Below are 18247 nucleotides of genomic sequence, written 5' to 3'. Positions count from 1 at the left end.
CATCGGCTCAGTCGTCCTGCCGGGCCACGGCACGGATCCGGTCCCGCCGCCGTGTCCACGCCGGCAGGTCCAGGGTGATCTGCCACGGCTGGTCGACAGTGACGACCTCGCTGGTGGATCGCACCTGCTGGTAGGCACCGCCGGGACCGAGCACGAACTGCGTGAGAGTCACGCGCTCGGCCAGCGGATCGACGATCCAGTAGTTACGAATACCGACATAGGCGTATTTCTTGAGCTTGCCGGTTCGATCGAACTTCTTCGTGGACTCCGAGGCGACCTCCACCACGAGCGGCACGTCACCCGGTCGCACCGGGGACTTACCCGCACCTTCCTCGTGGATGAGGACCACGTCCGGGCGCAACTCGTTGCGCCGGTCCAGCAGAACGGCCTGTTCCGGATTGACCAGAACGTCGTCCGGGCAGTGCTCCATGGCTGCCATAGCGATGTTCAAGGCGATGAATTGATGGATGGGCAGGGCGAGGGGAGACAAGACGAGCCTTCCGTCGATCAACTCGTAACGGAGATCCTCGGGAAGGTCCGCGATGTCGTCGACGGTCAGGTCGTCTCGCCCCAGCAGATGCTCGATCAAGTCCAACTCGTTCAGGTGCGGCGCAGCGGTCATCGGCTCCTCCTCAACGGATTCGCCTTCCACCATACTAGGCACCAGTCCAGATGCTCTATGCCAACTTAGCGCTGGTCATCCTTCGGCTTGCTGAGCTTGTTGAAGTCCAGCTTCGGCAGCTTGAAGCCCGGCGGCAGCCCCTGCCCACCGCCGAGTGCGCTCGGGTCCATCCCCGGCGGCAGCTGCGGCATGCCGCCCGGGAAGCCCGCCGGCGGGCGGCCTCCGACGCGGGGGCGGTTGCTGCCCTTCGCACCCTTGCGCTTGTTCTTCGAGCTCTTCGTGGCGCTGCGGCGGCCACCCGGCAGGCCCATCATCCCGGACATCTGCTTCATCATCTTCTGCGCGTCGGCGAAGCGGTTGAGCAGCTGGTTGACGTCCATGACCGTGACGCCGGAGCCGTTCGCGATGCGGACTCGGCGGGAGGCGTTGATGATTTTCGGGGTGGTGCGCTCCTGCGGGGTCATCGATCGGATGATCGCGGTGACCCGGTCGAAGTGGCTGTCGTCCAGCTCGTCGAGCTGACCCTTCAGCTGGTTCATCCCGGGCATCATGCCGAGGATGTTGGCGATCGGGCCCATCCGGCGCACCGCGATGAGCTGGTCCAGGAAGTCCTCCAGCGTGAACTGCTCGCCACCGAGCAGCTTGCTGGTCATCTTCTCCTTCTGATCCTCGTCGAAGGCCTGCTCGGCCTGCTCGATGAGGGTCAGCACGTCGCCCATGCCGAGGATCCGGCTGGCCATCCGGTCCGGGTGGAAGACGTCGAAGTCCTCGAGCTTCTCACCGGTGGAGGCGAACAGGATCGGCTGGCCGGTGACCTGCCGCACGGAGAGCGCCGCGCCACCGCGCGCGTCGCCGTCGAGCTTGGAGAGGACCACGCCGGTGATGCCGACGCCGTCGCGGAACGCCTCGGCGGTCTGCACCGCGTCCTGGCCGACCATCGCGTCGATGACGAAGATGACCTCGTCCGGGTCGACCGCGGCGCGGATGTCGGCGGCCTGCTGCATCATCTCGGTGTCGATGCCGAGGCGGCCGGCGGTGTCGACGATGACGATGTCCTTCGCCGTACGCCGAGCGTGCTCGATGGAGTCCTTCGCCACCTGCACCGGGTCGCCGACGCCGTTGCCGGGCTGCGGAGCGTAGACGTCCACACCCGCCCGCCCGCCGAGCACCTGCAGCTGGTTGACCGCGTTCGGCCGCTGGAGGTCACACGCGACGAGCAGCGGCTGGTGGCCCTGGCCCTTGAGCCAGCGGGACAGCTTGCCGGCCAGCGTCGTCTTACCGGAACCCTGGAGACCGGCCAGCATGATGACGGTGGGCGGCTGCTTGGCGAACTGCAGCCGCCGCCCCTCGCCACCGAGCACGTTGATCAGCTCTTCGTGGACGATCTTGATGATCTGCTGCGCGGGATTGAGCGCCTGGGAGACCTCGGCGCCGCGCGCCCGCTCCTTGAGGCTGGTGATGAACGACTTGACCACGGGCAGCGCCACGTCCGCCTCCAGCAGCGCGAGGCGGATCTCGCGCGCGGTGGCGTCGATGTCGGCATCAGTGAGCCGACCCTTGCCGCGGAGCTTGGTGAAGATCCCGGAGAGGCGGTCGCTCAAGGTGTCAAACACGGTGTGACTTCCCGGTGGTCGAATGTGTTGGCGTCGCTCGCAAGCCTAGCCGCCCCGCCCGAACCTCACCTGTTCCGCATGCGGTACGTCTTCGCCGCCGCCTCGATCCGCCGCTGGGCCCGCGTCCCGGGGGCGATCGACTGCTTGACCTTGCCGTACAGGTACAGCCCGCCGGCCACCGCGATCGCGCCCACGATCAGGTAGAAGAGGAACGGCCCGATCAGCGAGCTGACCACCCAGCCCACCACGATCACGCCCGCGAGCAGTCCCACCAGGTATGCGATTGCCTTGCCCATCGCGGCCTCCCGCCGTCGTAGCGTCGTCGCCGCTTTCCACCATGCAGGTACCGCGCAAGGTGCCGCATCGGCCGTGCCCCTGATCCGTTCCCCTAGGGGTGGCGATTCCAGGAAACTCCCCAAGCCATCAATAAAGGGCGTATACCGCAGTTAAAGGGTGCAACTCCTGATATAGACCGCAACTTCCGTATCAGCCGTGGCGTTAAGGCTCGGAGAACGCGGCGAAAGGACGACGGCGTGACCCTGCGGCAGATCCTCCGGCTGGCCCCCTGGGCGGTCCGGCGACGGGTCTTCGAGGCCGTCGAGAACCGCGTCCTCCCCCGAATCGCTCCGGAGCGGCGGCTGCGCATCGCCCGTACGCTCATGCCTCTCGCCCCGGTGCGTCTCGCAAGCCGGACCAAGCCGGTGAGCCTGCGCATCCGCACCGGAAAAGGCCTGGTGGCCGCCCGGGTCGAGACCCGGACCGGCCCGGTCGAGATCCGCCGGCAGAACCTGGACCGGGTCGTCCGCGCGCTCGACCTGGCCGGGGTCGACTGGTTCCGGGTGCCCGCCAAGGTCGCGACCCGCACCACCGTCGCCGTCCGCGAGACCGACCGCGACCGCGTGCTGCGCCTGCTCAAGGAACTCACCTCCGGCGACCACGGACTGCTCCGGACGCTGCTGCCCGCGGGCCGCCACCGCCGGGCGCCGCGGGTGCTGTCGGTGTGCTGGCCGGTCACCGATCCCGGCGGCAGCATGCTGCTCGGACCCCAGTACGCCTGCGACGTCGAGTTCTGGACCGAGCGCGACGGCCGGCTCGTCGCACCCCGGCGCAACCCGATCGCCGACTCGATCGGCGTCGACGAGCTCGCCGTGGTCGCCGCCGAGCCGATCTTCGGGCCGTTCAGCACACCCGGCGACGAGACCTGCTACCGGACCCGCGAGGTGTTCACCGCGGTGGACCCGGACCGGATCGGCTTCCCGATCGACGTGGTCTACACCTGGGTGGACGGCTCCGACCCGGCCTGGCAGCGCCGCAAGGCACACGCCCTGGCGGGCAACCCCTGGGTCACCGAGGTCAGCGACCAGGCCGCCAACGACTCCCGGTACGCCAGCCGCGACGAACTGCGCTACTCGATGCGCGCCCTGCACTACTTCGCCCCCTGGGTGCGCCGCGTCTTCCTGGTCACCGACGATCAGGTACCGGACTGGCTGGACCTCGCCCATCCCCGGCTCACCGTGGTCAGCCACCGGGAGATCTTCGGCGAGACCGGCACGCTGCCCACCTTCAACTCGCAGGCGATCGAGTCCCGGCTGCACCGGATCCCCGGGCTCGCCGAGCACTTCCTGTACCTCAACGACGACGTCGTCCTGGGGCGACCGATCACACCGGACCTGTTCTTCACCCCCGGCGGGCTGACGAAGTTCTTCCCGTCCACCGCCCGGGTCGACGTCGCACCGCGCGGGCCCGCCGACCGTCCCGCCGACTCGGCCGCCAAGAACAACCGGCGGCTCATCGAGCAGGCGTTCGGCCGGATGCTGACCCGCAAGATGATGCACACGCCGCACCCGTCGCGGCGCAGCGTCATCGCGGAGATCGAGCGGCGGTTCACCGAGCAGGTGACGGCCACCGCCGGGCACCAGTTCCGGCACCCCGACGACATCTCGCTGCTCTCCTCGCTGCAGCAGTACTACGCGTACCTGACCGGGCGGGCCGCCCCCGGGAAGATCAAGTACCTCTACACCGACCTGGCCAAGCCGGAGACGCCGCTGCGCCTGGCCCGGCTGCTGCGCCACCGCGACGCCGACGCGTTCTGCCTCAACGACGTGGACGTGCACAGCGCCGCGGTGCCCGAGCAGGAAGCGCTGCTCGCCGAGTTCCTCCCGGCGTACCTGCCGTTCCCCTCGCCGTTCGAGCTGCACCGGCCCCGCAGCCGCGCCCTCACCGCGCCCCGCCGACCCGCCACCGGTGGCCTGACCGTTTCATCCAGCAAAGGAGTCCTACCGTGAGCTACGACGTCGTCATCCTCGGACTCGGGTACGTCGGACTGCCACTGGCGCAGCAGGCGATCCGGGCCGGCATGTCGGTGCTCGGCTTCGACGTGGACGAGAACGTGGTGAGCGCCCTCGGTGCCGGCCGCTCCCACGTCGACGACCTGTCCGACTCCGACGTGGACGAGATGCTGGCCGGCGGGTTCCTGCCGACCACCGACGAGTCCCTCATCGCGCAGGCCCGCACCGCGGTGATCTGCGTGCCCACCCCGCTCTCCGAGGGCGACGGGCCGGACCTGCGCGCGGTCGTCGGCGCCACCTCGGCGGTCGGCCGCAACCTGCGCCCCGGCATGCTCGTGGTGCTGGAGTCGACCACGTACCCCGGCACCACCGACGAGGTGGTCCGGCCGCTTCTGGAGCAGCTCTCCGGCCTGACCGCGGGCATCGACTTCCACCTGGCGTTCTCCCCGGAGCGCATCGACCCGGGCAACGAGCGGTTCGGCGCGCACAACACCCCGAAGGTGGTCGGCGGATACACCCCGGCCTGCACCGACGTGGCCTCGCGCTTCTACGGCCGGTTCGTGGAGACCGTCGTCCGTACCCGCTCCACCCGCGAGGCCGAGACCGCGAAGCTGCTGGAGAACACGTACCGCCACGTCAACATCGCCCTGGTCAACGAGATGGCGCGGTTCTGCCACGAACTCGACATCGACCTCTGGGACGTGATCCACGCGGCCTCCACGAAGCCGTTCGGCTTCCAGGCGTTCTACCCGGGCCCGGGCGTGGGCGGCCACTGCATCCCGATCGACCCGAACTACCTCTCCCACAACGTCCGCAGCAAGCTCGGTTACCCCTTCCGGTTCGTCGAGCTGGCCCAGGAGATCAACACGACGATGCCGGCCTACGTGGCCCGGCGCGCCCAGAACCTGCTCAACGCCGACGGCCAGGCGGTCCGCGGCGCCACGGTCCTGCTGCTCGGCATCACCTACAAGGCCAACATCGCCGACCAGCGCGAGTCACCAGCCGCACCCCTGGCCCGCCACCTGGCCTCCCTCGGCGCCACCGTCGCCTACCACGACCCGCACGTGCGCACCTGGGACGTAGGCGGCGTCCCGGTAGAGCGCACCGACGACCTCGAGGGCGCCGCAACCTCCGCCGACCTGGTCATCCTGGTCCAGAACCACCGCGAATACGACCCCGACCACCTGGCCCGCATCGCCAAACGCTTCTTCGACACCCGAGGCGTCACATCGGTCCGCGAAGCCCATCGCCTCTGAGCGGCCCCTTGCGCAAGGCGTGCCGGTTCCGGCCGGTGCGCCCATTTTTCCGGTACGCGCACACCAACCAGCTCTCATGAGTCACGCGACCACCTGCAACACCGAGCCGTCCGGCCCCGCCGGCCATGCCCCTCCGCGTGTGAAGTTGCGCCCCGCTCCGCACCCGAACTCCACACGCAACGTCGTAACCGCGTGTGTGTGAAGTTGCGCCCCGCTGCGCACCCCAACTCCACACGCAACGCCGTAACCGCGCGTGTGAAGTTGCGCCCCGCTCCACACCCCAACCCCACACGCAACGTCGTGACCGTGTGCGTGTGTGGAGTTGGGCCCACCAGCGCACCCCAACTCCACACGCAACGTCAGGTGAAGGTCCAGCGGGAGTTGAGGGCGTAGTTCAGCGCCGGAATCAGCACCAGCGCCACCCCCTGCACGACCGCGTAAGGGCCGCCCAGCAGCGAAGTCCCCGTCCACAGCACCACCGCGTTCAGCGAGAACGCCGCCACCGTCACACTCAGGAACCGCGCGCCCGCCACCCCGTGCCCCACCGCCGACCGGAACACCCAGGTGTGCTGGAGCACGTACGACACGACCACACTGGCCGCGAACCCGATCGACGACGCGGGCACCGCCGGCAGCACCGCCGAACAGGCCAGGCCGACGCCGAAATGGGTGGCCGCGCTCAGCCCCCCACTGACCGCATACCGGAACAACCGCCCGAAGTCACCGCTCAGCACGCTGCTCGACAACCCAGCTGTCCGGGGAACTCGGCACGGGACTCGAGACCCGCTCCTGCACCAGATACCGCGGCCGCCCCCGAACCTCCTCGTGGATCCGAGCCAGGTACTCCCCGATGACCCCGAGCCCGATCAACACAAAGGTCCCCGTGACCAGCAATAACAGGATCACCGTGGTGAACCCCGCCACCGAGCCCCCGCTGATCCACCTGACGAGCGTCTGCACGCCGAGCACCATCGCGAACACCGCGAACCCCAGCCCCGCCAGCGTCACCAGATGCAGCGGCGCCGACGTGAACGACGTCAACCCGTTGACCGCCAGCCGGAACAGCCCGCGCATGGTCCAGCGGGACGCGCCGCCCTCCCGGTGGTCGATGTCCACCTCGACGGTGTCCCGGGTGAACCCGATCCAACTGCTCGTACCACGGAAGAACGTCGAGTGCTCCGGCATCCGCCGCAGGGCTTCCAGCGCCGGCCGGCCGAGCAGCCGGAAGTCCGTGGCGTCGACCAGGTCCACCTTCGTCAGGCCGGTGAAGGCCCGGTTGAACACCCGAGCGCTGAGCCGGTTGCCGATCGACTGGCCGGTCCGGTTCCGCTTCACCGCCTCGACCACCTGTGCGCCGGCCTGCCAGCGATGCACCATCGCCGGGATCGCGGACGGCGGATGCTGCAGGTCCGAGTCGATCACGACCACCGCGTCGCCCGAGACGTGATCGAGGCCGGCCAGCAGCGCCGCCTCCTTGCCGAAGTTCCGCGACAGCCGCACTCCGTGCACCCGAGGGTCGAGCAGGGCCTGCCCGGCGATCCGCGACCAGGAGTCGTCGCTGGACCCGTCGTCGACCAGCACCACTTCGAAACGCAGCCCGGCCTCCCCCATCACCGAGGCCAGGCGCGCGACGAACCGTTCCACGCCGGCGCCCTCGTTGTAGATCGGGGCCACCACGGAGATCAGCGAGTCGCTCATGAGCCCACCCGGCAGAACGGGACGCCGGCGAGGGCTCGCGCGGCCATGTCGAGCGAGTCGGTGTAGCGCTGCTGCTGGAACGGTCCCCCGCCGTTGTTGCGCAGCGCCTCGGCGAGCAACGCGCAGCGCCGCGCGTCTCCGGCGCCGCCGGGTTCGAAGGCGCCCATGGCCAGCGAGATCCGGTTGTCGAGCTGGGAGGTGGACCAGCGGGCGGACTGGTCGGCGTAGGACCGGTTGGCTGCCGCGGAGCCGGTCGCGGCCAGGGCGAGGCCGGCCAGCAGCAGAGCGAGAGAGCGGCGCCGGGCCCGGGTGATCAACAGAGCGAGAGCGACGACGAGGAGCATGCCGGCGGGTGCGGTGGTCGCCGAGTCGCGCCAGCCCTCGGTCCAGAGCGCGGTTCCGGCCAGGTTGGTGTGTACCTCGACGCTGAGCGCGGCGGGCAGGGCTCCGAAGAGGAGCAGGGCCAGGGCGGCGACGGCGAGACCTGCGAGAGGCCGGGTTGCGGGCCGCGTCGCTGATGAAACCCCTTTTATCGTACGGAGGACGAGCACACCGATCACGAGGAGTGCCGCGACCGGGAACACCCCCCACAGCCAGTCCCCCGCCACGGATCCGGTCGCCGCGTGCCACTGTGCCGGCGGCGCCCAGGCCAGCATCCGGGCCGGCAGCACGAGCAGTCCCTTCCCGTCCATCACGAGGTCCGACCCGTGGTAGCAGCCGCCGTCCGCGCAGTACCCCCGGATGACCCATCGGACCGCCGCGAAGACCGGCAGGAAACCGGCCCAGAGCAGGGCGGTCAGGCGTACCCCTGCGGAGCGCAGGAGCTGCCGCGGGCCCTGCCCGAGGACGAACCGCCCGCGGGCCAGCACCGCCACGGTGGCCAGCGGCACGGCGAAGTAGGCCGGCTCGTTGAAGACCGCCAGACCGCCGCCGGCCGAGAGAGCGAGGACCGCGTGCCACCAGCGGAGCCGTTCCAGCCGGCAGGCCGCGACGGCGACCAGCAGGACCAGTGCCGCGGTGGTCAGGTACAGGCCACCGAACAGCGTCGTGGTGCTGTTGCGCCCGGCGGCGACCAGGCCCGCGCCGACCGCGTACGGAAGAAGCAGCGCAACCGTCGACGGCGCCGTGCCGAACAGCCGTCCGCGGGTCAGCACGCTCTCCGCGAAGAGCACCACCGCGAACGTCAGCAGGATCGCCGCACCGACCGTGACCAGGCGCAGCGCGACGGTGGCCGGAAGGTGCAGCTGCTGCATGCCGAGGAAGGCCAGCAGGTCCAGGGACTTCTCGGTCATCCGGCCGAGCGGGCGGAAGTTGCCCAGCCGCAGATACGTCTCCCCGGTCGCGACGGTGTGCGACACGATCCGCAGCGGGTCGTCGCGGAACATGCCGCCGTGCCAGTAGATGTTGAACCGGTGGTCGCCGCGCGGCGCCACCGCCAGCAGCGGGACCAGCACGATCAGCGGAACCAGCACGCAGCGGCGCAGCACGTGTCCCCAGAGCCGGCGGCCGTCCGCGGGCTGCCCGGGCGCGGAGCCGTGCCACAATCCGGAGCCGGTGCCCGGTTGCTGCCGTACTGTCACGGTTTCGACGGTCACGACTGCTGCAACGACCGCTGCGCCGTCGGGGTTGTGTCGAGCCTGTCCAGCAGTTCCGCCAGCGTCGGCGGGGCGTCCGGATCGACGAAGATCACCTGGCTCGCGGCGTGCTCGGCGCAGAGCCGGGAGAGCCGCTCGGCCAGCACACCGTCCCAGGGGCGGTCGGGCCGGTGCTGGTGCCAGGTCCGCCGGTCCGGCAGGTACTCGATGACCAGCCCGCGGTTGCGCAGCAGCGAGAACATCGGGTCGTCGGTCAGCACCACGGCCCGGTGATCCAGCTCGACCAGCAGGCGCCGCTGCAGCGCGTGGGTGAACGTGCGCAGCGCGGGCAGGCCGAGGCCGATCGCCACGTACAGGTGGGTGGGCGGTGCGGCCGCGACGACGCGGGTCTTGCGCGGCGCTTTCGGGCCCCGGCCGCGCATCCGGCCGAAGAGACGCCGGACCAGCCGCGGCGACGAGCGCAGCGGGTCACGGGCGAACGTGATCAACGTACGCCCGAGCCGGTAGGAACCACTGGCCCGCAGCCGCCGCACGGCCTTGCGCTCCTGGTCACGCTCGCGGGCCAGCCCCTCGCACCGCGTACGCCAGGCGTCGCGCTGCTGCTCGACCGTGCGCAGCCGCACCACGAGCGCCTGGAGGCGGTCCGGATCGAGCTCGGGGGTGTCGCCGGGCAGCACGGCCAGGTCGGTGGAGGGTTCGGACATCGGTGTCACGCTCCGGTCGGGGTCGGTTCGGCCAGTGCGGGGTCGGCGAGGCCCACGAGCCAGCGGGCGGCCGCGGCGGCGCCGTTGCCGATCCGGATCTCCGCGCAGCGGCGGCTCAGGTCCGCGCGCACGTCCTCGCGCACCGCGCGGTCCAGCACCCGGTCAAGGTCCTCGCCCTCCGGGTCCTCGACGATCAGCGCGGCGCCCGCGGCGGCCGCGAACCGGGCCCGGCTCACCTGGTCGTCCAGGGAGGTCTCCCGGTTCGGCACGAACACCGTCGGTACGCCGAACGCCAGCAGCTCATGGAACGAGTTGTAGCCCGACGCGCTGATCACCAGGTCCAGTCCGCGCAGATACCGGCTGATCGGGTACAGCTTCACCAGATGCGTCCCGGGAACCTCCGGCATCGGCTCGGTCGCGATCGCCGACTCGGCGAGCACCACCTGGAAGCCGGCCTCCCGCAGCCGCCCGGCGATCCGCGCGGCCGGCGTGGAGATGTCGTTGATGTTCCCGGCGCCCAGCTGCAGCAGCGCGGCCGGCCGTTCCGGGTCGAGACCGAGCGCCTCCCGGGCGGCGTCGCGGTCCACCAGCTCGTGCCGGTCCAGATAGGTGATCGGCTCGACCGTGTGCACCCGGTCGCGGTCCTCAACCGTCGGGCCCTCGTCCGCGGCCGCGGCGAACTCGCCGGGCTCCAGGATCCCGTCGAAAACCGTGCCCCGCTCGATCCACTCGGTGCCGGTGCCGTGCCGCCACATCGGGCGCCGCACCCAGACCCAGGTGACGTCGCGGCGGGCCCGCACGGCCGCGACGATGCCGTCGTGCGGGACGCTGTCGACCGCCACCACGGCCGGGCGATGCAGGTCGACCAGGTGTTCCAGGCGGCTGCGCAGCAGCTCGGTCCAGCGCTGCCGGGGCAGCCCGAGCACCCGGCGCGAGGGGATGTACTCGGTGAGGAAACCCTCCCGGTACGCCACCGAGGCGCCGTGCGACTGGGTCGCCACCACGGCCGGGGTCTCCGGGGGGAGACGCCGGCCGATCGCCATGAGCCGGGACAGGTGGCCGAGGCCGGCGCCGTTGTCACTGACAAGCAGCACGCCTCGCGCCGGCTCGGCGTCCGAGGAGGTCGCCGACTCCATCGGGACCGGCGATCGGCCGGGCGGGTGGACGCCGCGCTGGGCGAGGCGGTCCACGTGCGACGCGTACCCGAATCGCAGATCGACGAACTCCCGTGCCCTGCGGGCGATCTCGCGGCACCGGGGCTGGTCGTCGTGGAGGCTGTGCACCAGCGCCGCGACACCGTCCGGAGTGGTGTAGAGGGCGGCCTCGCCGAAGACCGGGCGGAAGTGCTCGCCGATCACCACCGGTACGCCGGCCGCCATCGCCTCCATGATGGTCCGGCCGAAGCCCTCGACCAGGTCGGTGTCGTGGAAGTACACGAAGAAGTCCAGGCCGCGCAGGAACTCGGCGGGCGCGACCGTGCCGAACTCTAGCACCTCCCAGTTCTCCGGGCAGCGGCCGAGTTTCTCCACGGCCAGTTCGCCCCCGCCCAGCACCCGGACCCGCAGGCTGGGGTTGTCCGGGTACGCCTGGAGCAGTTCCTCGGCGGTCCGCGGCCACTTCACCGGGTCGGGCCGCCCGTGCCGCCCGATGACCGGGACTCCGGCGACCGGGCCGGTGCGCTCGGTCCACCACTCCGCGGTGTCGATGATCTCGTGCCAGTCGGTGGCGGCCAGCGGCGCGCCCGGTGCCGCCCGGAGCACCTCGTCGCGGACCTGCGGGCTGATCGGCGCCCATTCGAGGTCCGCGCCGAAGTAGCCCTCGAGCCGCTGCCTGACCTCGGCGAAGTCGTAGTAGCGGGCCGGGTCGGCGGCGTCGCCGGGCGCCTGGTTGAGCACCACGACCGTGCGATCCGCGGCGATCCGCGGTACCGCCGCCAGGTCCCGCGTGAAGATCCGTGGCTGCCGGATGACGAGCAGCCGGGCGCGGACCGGCTCGCCCTCGGCGCCCAGGTCGGCCGAGCCGTCCCGCAGCGCCGCGACGATCAGCGGGTTGAACGGCCGGTCCCGCTTCAGGTGCGGCGACCGGACCTGGACGAGCACGGTCGAGAGTCCGGCGCCGGCCTGCGCGCGTACCTCGGCGGCGATGCTCGCCGAGGTGCCGCCGGGATACCGGAAGTCCGAGAGAATCGCCACGTCATGGACGTTCTCGGTCATGGTGTTCTCCGATGTTCGGCGGTGGCGTGTCCAAGCGGGAACAACGAACGCCGCTCGCCCGGCGTCACGCCCGGCACCGGCAGCCGTTGATCCTGCTGACCGAGACATCCGACTGCGGGGGCTCATGCGCAGGCAGCACACGACACCGGACGCGTACGGAACCGGCCTGCTGGAACGGCAGTGGCGGGAACTGATCGCGGTGGCGCCGACCGGGCCGGCCACGGCCGCGCTGCACACCCGATCGCCGGGGACGCGGCCGCTGCTGGCATACGCCGCGGCCCGCCGCCCGGTCGACGAACTGATCTCCGGGGCGCGGGAGGGCCGGCTGTTCCCGGACGCCGACGCGTGGGCGTTCGGCGAGCTGGCCCGGGTGATCACCTGCCAGGACCTGCACCCGGAGGACCGCGCCGACGGGCTGGCCCTGTTCGACTCGCTGCTGCGGACGTTCGGCACCGCCGGGGTGGCTCACGAGCACCAGGGACTGCACGCGCAGGCCGCCTTCGCCGCGGGCGACCACGGCCGGGCGGCCAAGCTGCTCGCCGACTGCCCCGACCTGCCCCAGCCGGTACGCGCGGCGCTCACCGTCGACCTGAGCACCAAGGACGAGTGGCCGGCCCGGTTCAACGCGCTGCTGCCGGCGCCCGGACTCACCCTGGACGGCGACGGCGACGTGCCGTTCGACCGGATCCGCTCGAACCACGCGCCCCGGCACGGCTCCCCGCACCGGATCAGCACGATCGTCACCACGTACCGGCCGGGGCTGGCGCTGCTCACCGCGGTCCGCTCGCTGGTCGCCCAGTCCTGGACCAACCACGAGATCCTGGTCGTCGACGACGGGTCGGGGCCGGAGTTCGAGCCGGTGCTGGGCCGGGCCGCGTCGATCGACCCGCGGGTGCGGATCCTGCGGCTGCCGGAGAACGGCGGCACCTACGTGGCCCGCAACGCCGGGCTGGACGCCGCCTCCGGCACGTTCGTGACGTTCCAGGACTCCGACGACTGGTCGCACCCGCTGCGCCTGGAGCGGCAGGTCGCTCCGCTGCTCGCCGACGACACGCTGTTCGGCACCACCTCGGTGGGCATCCGGGTCACCCAGGACCTGGTGCTCACCCGGCCCGGCATCCCCGAGTACCGCTCCTACAACCTGTCCTCGCTGATGGTCCGGCGGGAGGCGGCGCTGGAACGGCTCGGCTACCTGGACACGGTCCGCAAGGGCGCCGACGCCGAGTACGTGGAACGCGCTCGCGCCGTCTTCGGCCGCCGCGCCGTGCACCACCTGGGCGGCGACCCGCTGGCCCTGATCCGGCTGAGCGCGAGTTCGCTGTCCGGCTCCGACATGACACCCGGCTGGATGCATCCGGCGCGGTACGCGTACCTCTCGGCCTTTCAGACGTGGCACGCGCGCGTCGCCGCGGGAAACGCCGACCCGGTGCGGCCTCGCGAGACCCGGCAGCGAGCCTTCGCCGCGCCGCGCGGGCTGACCGGTGATCGCCGGCGCGAGGTCTACGACGTGATCCTCGCCGGTGACTGGACCGCGCGGGACGACGTCGCGTGGCCGGCGAGCGAGCGGGTCCGTGCCGTCGCCCGCCCCGGCCGCACCGTGGCCGTGCTGCACCTGCCCGCGCTGGTCACGGTGGCCGAGCGCCCCGCCAACCTGGATCCCGCCCTCCAATCGATGATCAACTCGGGTGAGGTGGATCAGGTCGTGCTCTCCGACGAGGTGCACGCCCGGCTGATCGTGGTGCACGGGCCGGGCCTGCTCGCGTTCGCGCCGGGCTCACCGTGCGCCGTCCGGGCGGACCAGGTGGTGGTCGAGGCGGATCCGCGATGGGCGAGCGCCGCCGGGCCGTGCGTCGCCGAGTCCCGCCGCCTGTTCGGGGTGGCGCCGTCCTGGGCACCGGCCGATCCCGCCGAGCGGGTGGCCCTGGCCGGCGGCCCGTACGGCATCCGCCCGGCCCGCGCCGACCTGCCCGGAACGGTCAACCTGCACCGCTGGCGCCTGCACCGCCCCGGCCCGCACTCGGACCGCCCGGTGGTCGGCCGCCTCTTCACCGGCTCCCCGGCGGACTGGGAGCGGCTCGCCGAGATGCTGCCCGGCTCCAAGACCCTCGACGTGCGGATCCTCAACCGCTCCGGCACCGCGCACGCCGCGCCGAAGGGCTGGCTGGTCTACCGTCCGTCCGACGTCGACACCCGGGCCTTCCTGCACCAGCTCGACTTCTACCCGCATTTCCCGGCGGACGCCTCGAGCACCACGGCCGTGCCGGAACTCCTGATCGCGCTCGCGGCCGGCTGTGTCCTGCTGCTCCCCCACCGCTATCAGGCCACGTTCGGCCCGGCCGCGCTCTACCGCGAGCCGGAGGAGGTGGCCGGCACGGTGCGGGATCTGCACAGCCGCCCCGCCGACCTGCTGGCGCAGAGCGCGCGCGGCCTCGACTTCGTCAACCTCAACAGCCACCACGGCCGGTACGCGGCGGCCGTCGCGGCCCTGCTGGAGCCGGAACCCATGACCGGCTGACCCGGGACTCCGGCAACCGAACGGCGACGATCAGGCACCCTGCCGGGAATCAAACCGGCCGGAGGAGACGCCGAAGGGAACGGTGAACCTGGCGACAAGCCAGGCGCCGTACTTCGAAAGGGTTTCCTTTGCGCTCGCTGCTCCGTCGTTTCGCCCTGGTCGCCCTCGTCCCCGCCGCCCTCACCGGCGCCGCCGCGATGATCGCTTCCCCGGCCGAGGCAGCGCCCGTTTCCGAAGCCACTCTCCAGAACGACGTCAACCGCCTCATCAACGTGGAGCGCTCCAAGAACGGCTGCGCCGCCCTCACGGTCAACGCGGCCCTCACCAAGGCGGCCCGCGGGCACAGCACGTACATGGCGCAGTCCGGCTCCTTCAGCCACACCGGCAAGGGCGGCACCAGCTTCTCGGCCCGGATCAAGACCGCCGGTTACGCCAAGCCGGGCGCCGAGAACATCGCGTGGGGCTACCGCACCGGCTCCGACGTGGTCAAGGGCTGGATGAAGAGCCCGGGCCACCGCGCCAACATCGTGAACTGCAAGCTGAAGACCGTCGGCGTGGGCGCCGTGTACTCGACCGGCGGCACCCCGTACTTCACCCAGGACTTCGGTTACTGATCCCTGATCCCGGGCCGGACCCCCTGCCGGCTCGACGCGAGACCCCTGCCGTCCGGACGGCAGGGGTCTCGCCTTTATCCCAGCCGGCGTTCCAGCATCGGGGTGAGCAACCGCGCGTACGCCTCGGTCAGATGGTTGCTGTCCCGGTAGACAAGCGTGTTCCCGACGACCAGCGGACACCGCGCGGCGCACAGCCACGGCACCGGATCGATGACCGGCACCCCGGCCGCGACCGCCGCCGCCCGCTGGATCTCCCGCCAGGCCGGCTCGGTGAGCACGGTGTCCGCCGGGGCCGCGCACCCGCCGATCGCCTTCGGGTTGCCGGTCAGGCAGTCCGCGGGCTCACCGGCGAAGAACGGGGTGTCGCCGAGCAGCACCACCTTCCGGCCGCCGCGCTTGAGCTCGCCCAGCGTCCGCGCCCAGCCGGTGCGCCAGACGCCGTCCGGATCGGCCGGAGCACCGGCCAGCACCCGGCGGTAGTTGACGCTCGACGAGACCACCACGAGGTCCGGCCGCAACCCGCCGACGCGCCGCAGGATCTCGGCCCGCCAGGTGTCGCACTCCGGGTACCGGCGCTGTGCCAGGCGCTCGTCCAGGGCAACCGTGGCCGGGCTGCACGAACTGCGGGTCCAGTTGATCAGCCGCCAGCCGCGCTGCCGGGCCAGCTGGTCGAAGGCCGGGAACCACTGCAGGGCGTGCGAGTCGCCGAACAGCACGACGGTCCGGCTCCCCCGGCGGTCGCCGTAGACGCAGTCGCTGTCCGGGCGGAACGGCCCGGAGAGGCCGGCGTGGCAGTTGTCCCGCTGCGGCGCGAGCCGCTGCCGGGCCGCGGCGGTCAGCCGCGGTGTCAGGTTGCGGGGCAGCCGGGTGGCGCCGGCCGCAGCGGTGACCAGGCGTTTCATCTCAGAGGCGGGATCGGCGGACCGGGTCAGGGCGGCGACCGGGTCGGGTGCGGCGCCGCCTGTCGGGATCGTGGGCGGCACCAGCATGCCGAGCCCGGCCAGGGCGGCGGCGCCGGCGGAGAGGCCGAGTCCGAGGAACAGGCCGCGGCGGGGATGTCTCGCCCATGCCCGGTGATAACGGACGGGATTCTCCAGCAGACGGTGGCTGGCGACGGCGAGCAGCAGAGCGGTTGCCGCACCGAGACCCGGGGGAAGCCAGAAGAGCAGCGGCCAGTGCCACAGGTACCACCCGTAGGACATCCGGCCCAGCCATCGCATCGGCGCCGTCTCCAGCAGACGGTTCCCGCCGGCCGCGATGACCGCCACGGTGCCCAGGACCGGGAGCAGGGCCGCGACGCCGGGGAACGGGGTGGCGTCGTCGAACGCGACCGCCGCGACAAGGATCGCCGCACCACCGGCCCAGGCGAGTGACGGCCGTGACCTCCACTGATGAGTGGTCAGCAGCGCCAGCAGGGCGCCCGCGCCGAGTTCCCAGGCCCGGCTCAGCGATCCGAAATAGGCCCACGGCTGGGCCCGCTCCACCTCGGACACGCTCCAGGCGAACGAGGCCACCGAGAGCGCGGCCAGGGCGGCGACCGGGACCCACCGCCGCCGGCTCCGGGCCAGCAGGACGATCAGCACCGGCCAGACCAGGTAGAACTGCTCCTCGACGGCGAGCGACCAGAAGTGCTGGAACGGCGAGGGCGCCCCGTCGGCGAAGTAGTCGGTCCCGGCGCCCGCCAGCCGCAGGTTCACGGTGTACGTGGCGGCGGCGAGCGCGTCGCCCGCGTACGCCGGGAACCGGACCGGCGGGCCCCACAGCCAGGCCCCGGCCAGCGTCACCGCGACCACCAGGGTGGCCACCGGCAGCAGCCGGACCGCCCGCCGCGCGTAGAACCGCGGCAGGTCGAGGCGGCCGGCGGTGTCCCACTCCCGGCGCAGCAGCGATGTGATCAGGAAGCCGGAGACGACGAAGAAGACGTCGACGCCGACGAACCCGCCCGCCAGGCCGGGCACGCCCACGTGGGCCAGCACCACGAGCAGCACGGCGACGGCGCGCAGGCCCTCGATGTCCGCGCGGTGCCGGGGGCCGCGCGCCGCGGGCGCCGCCCGGCCGGCACGCCGGAGGGGCAGCGTGACCGTCATGGTCAGCCGCGCGCGGTGGCCATCGCCGGCGGCCGGGCGAACGCCAGCACCGCGTGCCGGCCCAGCAGCTCGCTCTCCCGGGTCAGCCCGTCGAACCGCTCGGTCCAGGCGGCGAGCGCGGCCTGCTCGTCCTTGCGGGTCGCGTCGTCGAAGATGATCGTGGCGGTGTCCGCCAGCCGCTTCTCGATCATGTGAAGGGCCGGGTAACGAGCGTCCGCCCCGGTCCGCTCCGGCGGCCCGTCGATCAGCACGAAGTCGATGTCGCGCAGGTCGGCCAGGGTCTCCGGGTCGTACCAGGGGTAGTCGCGGCCGTCGATGGTGGCCGGGACCAGCGGGGCGTCGCGTACCTCGGCGACCTTGGTGAGCTTGTGCGCGGCGAGCGCGGCCCGGGTCCGCGCGGCGTATCCGGCGTCGTGGTCCAGCGAGATCAGCCGGCCGCCGGTCTTCTCCAGGACGTACGCGATCCACACCGACGACGTGCCGCTGCCCAGCTCCAGCACCAGACGCGGCTTGCGGGTACGGATCAGGTGCAGGACGTCCAGCAGGTCAGTCGGGTTCAGGGCGAACCCGCCGGAGGACGGCATCGGCGCCCGCGGCGTGAACCCCTGGAACAGCTGGACCGTCGCCTCGACCTCGCGCGGCACGGCACGCAGGTCGTGGGTGCCCGGCTTCAGGTCGGTCAGGTGGGTGAGCCTGGCGACCGCCTCGGCGATCTCCAGGTGGCGGTCGCCGGCGGTGAGCCGTTCGCGTTCCACTGCCGCGACCAGGCGGCGCTGCATCTCCTCCACCGTCGTACGCAGGTCCCGCTGCGCGGCGAGGCCGGCCTTCTGCGCCCTGCCGATCCGGCGCACGACGACCATCAGCCCCGCCATGACAGCGGCCAGCAGCAACGACAGCAGCGCGGTGGCCGTACCGGCGTGCCCGGTCAGCCCGGCGGCCGCGGTGCCGGCGCAGAGGAGGCCGACGACCGCCGCGGCGGCGGCCTGCGATCCGGACAGGCGCGCCAGCCGGCGCCGTACTCGGCTCAGGTGACTCATGCGGG

Annotated in this window: 14 protein-coding genes; 4 read left to right on the top strand and 10 right to left on the bottom strand. The window is 71.9% G+C overall.

Going from position 1 to position 18247, the window contains the following annotated elements; all coding sequences use genetic code 11:
• Positions 1 to 7: 7 nt before the first annotated feature.
• The 3 genes from AB0M02_RS04455 to AB0M02_RS04445 form a co-directional block, all read right to left on the bottom strand.
• Positions 8 to 622, bottom strand: coding sequence for a Uma2 family endonuclease (locus AB0M02_RS04455; protein ID WP_364221267.1), 615 nt, complete (start codon positions 620 to 622; stop codon positions 8 to 10).
• 65 nt (positions 623 to 687) lie between these two features.
• Positions 688 to 2235: a signal recognition particle protein gene (ffh, locus tag AB0M02_RS04450; protein WP_364221264.1), complete on the bottom strand. Its 1548-nt coding sequence runs from the start codon at positions 2233 to 2235 to the stop codon at positions 688 to 690.
• A gap of 65 nt (positions 2236 to 2300) precedes the next feature.
• On the bottom strand, positions 2301 to 2531 hold the full coding sequence (locus AB0M02_RS04445; protein ID WP_364221261.1) for a hypothetical protein: 231 nt from the start codon (positions 2529 to 2531) through the stop codon (positions 2301 to 2303).
• Positions 2532 to 2768: 237 nt separating this feature from the next.
• Here AB0M02_RS04445 and AB0M02_RS04440 point away from each other — a divergent pair, with 237 nt between their 5' ends.
• A complete protein-coding gene (locus tag AB0M02_RS04440) occupies positions 2769 to 4520 on the top strand; it encodes a stealth family protein (protein WP_364221258.1) in 1752 nt (583 codons plus the stop codon).
• Positions 4517 to 5779 (top strand): nucleotide sugar dehydrogenase, encoded by a 1263-nt coding sequence (locus AB0M02_RS04435; RefSeq protein WP_364221255.1) that lies wholly within the window; start codon positions 4517 to 4519, stop codon positions 5777 to 5779. The genes AB0M02_RS04440 and AB0M02_RS04435 overlap by 4 nt, the downstream gene beginning before the upstream one ends.
• Before the next feature lie 359 nt (positions 5780 to 6138).
• Here AB0M02_RS04435 and AB0M02_RS04430 read toward each other — a convergent pair whose 3' ends face one another.
• Genes AB0M02_RS04430 through AB0M02_RS04410 form a run of 5 tightly spaced genes read right to left on the bottom strand, consistent with a single transcriptional unit; the run spans position 6139 to position 11989 of the window.
• The gene (locus tag AB0M02_RS04430; RefSeq protein WP_364221252.1) at positions 6139 to 6513 is read right to left on the bottom strand and encodes a GtrA family protein; all 375 of its coding nucleotides are present in this window, start codon (positions 6511 to 6513) and stop codon (positions 6139 to 6141) included.
• Positions 6500 to 7477 carry a glycosyltransferase family 2 protein gene (locus tag AB0M02_RS04425; RefSeq protein ID WP_364221249.1) on the bottom strand — a complete coding sequence of 326 codons (978 nt, stop codon included), beginning with the start codon at positions 7475 to 7477 and terminating at the stop codon, positions 6500 to 6502. The genes AB0M02_RS04430 and AB0M02_RS04425 overlap by 14 nt, the downstream gene beginning before the upstream one ends.
• Positions 7474 to 9057 carry a hypothetical protein gene (locus tag AB0M02_RS04420; protein ID WP_364221246.1) on the bottom strand — a complete coding sequence of 528 codons (1584 nt, stop codon included), beginning with the start codon at positions 9055 to 9057 and terminating at the stop codon, positions 7474 to 7476. Before AB0M02_RS04420 ends, AB0M02_RS04425 begins: the two co-directional genes overlap by 4 nt.
• Before the next feature lie 11 nt (positions 9058 to 9068).
• Positions 9069 to 9776: a hypothetical protein gene (locus tag AB0M02_RS04415; RefSeq protein ID WP_364221243.1), complete on the bottom strand. Its 708-nt coding sequence runs from the start codon at positions 9774 to 9776 to the stop codon at positions 9069 to 9071.
• A 5-nt stretch (positions 9777 to 9781) separates the two neighbouring features.
• Positions 9782 to 11989, bottom strand: coding sequence for a glycosyltransferase (locus AB0M02_RS04410; RefSeq protein WP_364221240.1), 2208 nt, complete (start codon positions 11987 to 11989; stop codon positions 9782 to 9784).
• A 124-nt stretch (positions 11990 to 12113) separates the two neighbouring features.
• Here AB0M02_RS04410 and AB0M02_RS04405 point away from each other — a divergent pair, with 124 nt between their 5' ends.
• Together AB0M02_RS04405 and AB0M02_RS04400 are read left to right on the top strand one after the other, a co-directional pair.
• Positions 12114 to 14504, top strand: a complete 2391-nt coding sequence (locus tag AB0M02_RS04405) for a glycosyltransferase family A protein (protein ID WP_364221237.1) — start codon at positions 12114 to 12116, stop codon at positions 14502 to 14504.
• A 128-nt stretch (positions 14505 to 14632) separates the two neighbouring features.
• Positions 14633 to 15118, top strand: a complete 486-nt coding sequence (locus AB0M02_RS04400) for a CAP domain-containing protein (RefSeq protein WP_364221234.1) — start codon at positions 14633 to 14635, stop codon at positions 15116 to 15118.
• A gap of 74 nt (positions 15119 to 15192) precedes the next feature.
• Here AB0M02_RS04400 and AB0M02_RS04395 read toward each other — a convergent pair whose 3' ends face one another.
• Positions 15193 to 17205: an acyltransferase family protein gene (locus AB0M02_RS04395; RefSeq protein ID WP_364221231.1), complete on the bottom strand. Its 2013-nt coding sequence runs from the start codon at positions 17203 to 17205 to the stop codon at positions 15193 to 15195.
• Between the two features lie 2 nt (positions 17206 to 17207).
• On the bottom strand, positions 17208 to 18242 hold the full coding sequence (locus AB0M02_RS04390) for a class I SAM-dependent methyltransferase (protein ID WP_364221228.1): 1035 nt from the start codon (positions 18240 to 18242) through the stop codon (positions 17208 to 17210).
• Between the last annotated feature and the right edge of the window lie 5 nt (positions 18243 to 18247).

The organism is Actinoplanes sp. NPDC051861 (assembly GCF_040681145.1).
Classification (GTDB): domain Bacteria; phylum Actinomycetota; class Actinomycetes; order Mycobacteriales; family Micromonosporaceae; genus Actinoplanes.
The sequence above is the reverse complement of the archived record's forward strand: the minus strand, read 5'-3'. Positions and strand labels throughout refer to the sequence as shown.

Excerpts from the sequence above, each read along its gene's own strand:
- AB0M02_RS04455 (WP_364221267.1), bottom strand. The coding sequence starts at position 622 with ATGACCGCTGCGCCGCACCTGAACGAGTTGGACTTGATCGAGCATCTG.
- AB0M02_RS04445 (WP_364221261.1), bottom strand. The coding sequence starts at position 2,531 with ATGGGCAAGGCAATCGCATACCTGGTGGGACTGCTCGCGGGCGTGATC.
- AB0M02_RS04425 (WP_364221249.1), bottom strand. The coding sequence starts at position 7,477 with ATGAGCGACTCGCTGATCTCCGTGGTGGCCCCGATCTACAACGAGGGC.
- AB0M02_RS04415 (WP_364221243.1), bottom strand. The coding sequence starts at position 9,776 with ATGTCCGAACCCTCCACCGACCTGGCCGTGCTGCCCGGCGACACCCCC.
- AB0M02_RS04410 (WP_364221240.1), bottom strand. The coding sequence starts at position 11,989 with ATGACCGAGAACGTCCATGACGTGGCGATTCTCTCGGACTTCCGGTAT.
- AB0M02_RS04405 (WP_364221237.1), top strand. The coding sequence starts at position 12,114 with ATGCGCAGGCAGCACACGACACCGGACGCGTACGGAACCGGCCTGCTG.
- AB0M02_RS04395 (WP_364221231.1), bottom strand. The coding sequence starts at position 17,205 with ATGACGGTCACGCTGCCCCTCCGGCGTGCCGGCCGGGCGGCGCCCGCG.
- AB0M02_RS04390 (WP_364221228.1), bottom strand. The coding sequence starts at position 18,242 with ATGAGTCACCTGAGCCGAGTACGGCGCCGGCTGGCGCGCCTGTCCGGA.